General features: G+C 52.5%; 5 protein-coding genes. All 5 read right to left on the bottom strand.

Going from position 1 to position 2,880, the window contains the following annotated elements; all coding sequences use genetic code 11:
* A partial coding sequence (locus H6F80_RS13040) for a CorA family divalent cation transporter (protein WP_277879141.1) occupies nucleotides 1–619 on the bottom strand: 619 nt, incomplete at its 3' end.
* A 75-nt stretch (nucleotides 620–694) separates the two neighbouring features.
* On the bottom strand, nucleotides 695–1,420 hold the full coding sequence (locus tag H6F80_RS13035) for an HAD family hydrolase (RefSeq protein ID WP_242067333.1): 726 nt from the start codon (nucleotides 1,418–1,420) through the stop codon (nucleotides 695–697).
* A gap of 154 nt (nucleotides 1,421–1,574) precedes the next feature.
* Complete coding sequence (locus tag H6F80_RS13030; protein WP_518523571.1) at nucleotides 1,575–1,943, bottom strand: TMEM165/GDT1 family protein; 369 nt, start codon at nucleotides 1,941–1,943, stop codon at nucleotides 1,575–1,577.
* Complete coding sequence (locus H6F80_RS29120) at nucleotides 1,927–2,397, bottom strand: TMEM165/GDT1 family protein (RefSeq protein WP_190791974.1); 471 nt, start codon at nucleotides 2,395–2,397, stop codon at nucleotides 1,927–1,929. The genes H6F80_RS13030 and H6F80_RS29120 overlap by 17 nt, the downstream gene beginning before the upstream one ends.
* A 99-nt stretch (nucleotides 2,398–2,496) precedes the next feature.
* On the bottom strand, nucleotides 2,497–2,850 hold the full coding sequence (locus H6F80_RS13020; RefSeq protein WP_190791973.1) for a YkgJ family cysteine cluster protein: 354 nt from the start codon (nucleotides 2,848–2,850) through the stop codon (nucleotides 2,497–2,499).
* Nucleotides 2,851–2,880: the final 30 nt, after the last annotated feature.

Here is a 2,880-nt window from a genome sequence, read left to right as displayed (position 1 = left end):
GCAGGGCATAGGCAAGGTAATCTGCGCCGTGTTTGCGAATCGTGCCCTTGTTGCCGCGAATCCGCTCTCGAACTGGACCAAACGAGTCGTAGTCCGGTTCTTCCTGCACAGTGAGCAGATAATGTTTACCCAAAATAAAGCTCACCTGTTCACTGACAAAGCCGCGCTCATCATCCTTCAGGCAAACCATGCGGGCAATAAATAAAAGCTGATCGTCGTATTCTTCGACTTTGGGACGCTGCGGCACGTTAACCACATCCTCAAGCACCAGCGGATGCAGATCAAAAACCTGACCCAATCGCCGCAGGACATTCTCGCTGCCCAACCCCTGCACATCTACCCAGGACACGGATTCGGTATCTAGATAAGGCGTACATTCCTCAGGCGCGTCGATTTTGAGACGAACGGCATTGTCCTCTTTGTAGTCGATTAGAAAAATCGTGGGCGGCGATGCATCTGCCTCGATCGTCAAAGTCCCTGGCATGCTGCCCGGCTCATCAAAATAGTAGTCATCCAAGTAGGAATCTTCTTCCTCTACCGCAGCATTAACCGTGGTGGATGCAGTCGGGGAAGCAGTGAAACTCAGTTTGGAAGGCGATCGGGACGGTCTGCTGGTCATACATTCAGCCTGGAGTACAGTTAAGGCGATTTTACGCAAGCGTCAGCGATCGTGCCAGCCCAGCAGGAAGGACAGTTAGCTGCTGATTACTGTCAGCGACGCATGATTCAAAATGTAGTCTAGCGCGGCTCCCAGATGACTAACGATCGCGTTCGGGTGGTGTTGGGCAAGCTGAGTGCGATCGCGAATCCCTGATAACACTGCCACCACCGGAAGCCCATGTGCTTGAGCAGAGAGAATGTCGGCTTCGGTATCGCCAATCATCCAGGTTTGCGGCACGGACGGCAGTTCCAGCAGTGCCTGCCCCATAAGCAGCGTCTTGTCCTGCACGTCGCTGGTTTTGGCATAGTCGTTGCTGAGGCAATAGCGGCAGCGCAGCGGAAAAAAGCGTTCTAAACTGTACTGATGCAGCGCAGCATCTAGCTCCTGCACCCGTCGCATCGTCATCACCACCAGCTCAATCTTTGCCTGCTGAATCCGCTCCAGACCTTCGATCGCCCCCGGCACGACGACATCATGTACCAGATAAGGCAGCGTGTGAACGGTTTGCTTTCGTAGCCGGGCAAATTCAAGTGCCTGGGTTTCGTCCAGTCCCGATCGTCTGCCAATCTCGCGTTCGGGAATCTGCGATCGTTTGCAGTGCCAAAATTCTGCTTTGGTCAGGATGTGAATCGGCTGCTCCGCCCGCCGGATACTTTCCAGGCAAAACTGATACACCCGGTAGTACCGCTCGGAGACATCCATGATCGGACCATCGAAATCGGTGATGATTCGCAGCATTCTGGGAAAGACTCGCTTCAAAGCTTCTTAACTTTAATTAAAACTTTAGCTTTGATTCAAGTCGATTGGTTCGTCAATTTCACCCAGGGGCGATCGCCTCAAGACTGCAATGCTTCTAGCGCTGCAAAATGATGCTGCAAAACTCATTTCTGCCCTACTTTCACCCTAATCGGGATTACTCCAGTAATCCAGGAGAATGCTCATCACAATCAGACGAAGCTTCAGCCGTTCCTCGTAGCAGTCTGATCGCCATGATTGAAAATCCGATCGCTGCCACTGCTTTAACCCACCGCACAGGCAAAAGCTGAGACAGTCCGCCACCCAGCAGCACCCCCAGGAAACTCGCCAGTACCAGAGCCGCAACAGTTCCCAGAAAGACTGCTTTGATTGATCGCGATCGACCGCTCAGCGCAATTGCAGCAAGCTGGCTTTTATCGCCCAGCTCCGACAAAAACACGGTAATAAAGCTCAATCCCAGCAAGTGCCATTCCATTTTTGCTTCGCCTGTGTGTGCTTCGCCTCTTGCCTTAACCCCGGACGACATCCAATATCAGCAGCGCCGAAATTCCCAGCAGCAGGATGCCGACCGATCGCTCTAGCACACGGGGCGCAACGCGCTTTGCCAACCAGCAGCCCAGACAAACTCCGATCGCGCTCGTTGCAACCAGTGCCGCGCCTGCTCCGGCAAACACAATCCAGGGCGAGTGAGATTCTGCCGCCATCAGCAGGGTTGTCACCTGAGTTTTGTCGCCCAGTTCAGCCAGGAAGATCGTAAAAAAGGTGGAGGTAAAAACTTTCAGGTGCAGTTTCCAGGCGGGTTCTTCGGCGGAATCAGCAATGACTGGGTTAGACCAGCTCTCCGACTGGTTTGCAGCAGATTCTGTCAAACTCGACTCGGCATCAGACTCAATAACAATCGCCTCAGAGTGAGAAAGCGCAGCTTCTAAACGATCCAAAGAGGTTTCAGCAGTGGTGGAAGGGACAGAGAGAGATTGCACGAGTCAGTACACCTCAGCCATTTCATTTTCTTTTCATTTTGTCTGACTGTGACTAGAAAAGCAATCCCCCGCTGAACTTTTCCCTCATTTCTTTACAGCTCAGTCCTGCTCGATCGATCGCTCAAACCGCAGCAGCTCTAGACTTCTATCACCATATACTGCTTCAATTTGCTGAACGCAGCAGTCGATCGCAAAATCGCTTAATTCCTCTGGCTCCACGTCGTAGAGATCCTGAAATACATCCGGCTGCACCCGGCAGAAACGGGGACGATCGGCGTAAATACGGCATTCGCGCAGCGCATGATCAAAGTGAATGCACCAGCCGTCTTCACCGACCAAACTCATATAGAGCAGGAGTTCTTCTGGCGCAAGGTATGTTTCTAAATCGGGTCGATCGTCTGGATCAAGCTGGCAGCACGCACCACACTGCTTTACACATTGCCAAGTCGCCATTGCTCTGGTCTACCCCATTGAATATCTCTA

The sequence above is a fragment of the Leptolyngbya sp. FACHB-711 genome (assembly GCF_014695615.1).
Taxonomy (GTDB): domain Bacteria; phylum Cyanobacteriota; class Cyanobacteriia; order Elainellales; family Elainellaceae; genus Leptolyngbya_A.
The sequence above is the reverse complement of the archived record's forward strand: the minus strand, read 5'-3'. Positions and strand labels throughout refer to the sequence as shown.

What these genes read in the sequence shown, in the direction of transcription:
- H6F80_RS13030 (WP_518523571.1), bottom strand. Translation starts at nt 1,943, where the DNA reads ATGTCGTCCGGGGTTAAGGCAAGAGGCGAAGCACACACAGGCGAAGCA.
- H6F80_RS13020 (WP_190791973.1), bottom strand. Translation starts at nt 2,850, where the DNA reads ATGGCGACTTGGCAATGTGTAAAGCAGTGTGGTGCGTGCTGCCAGCTT.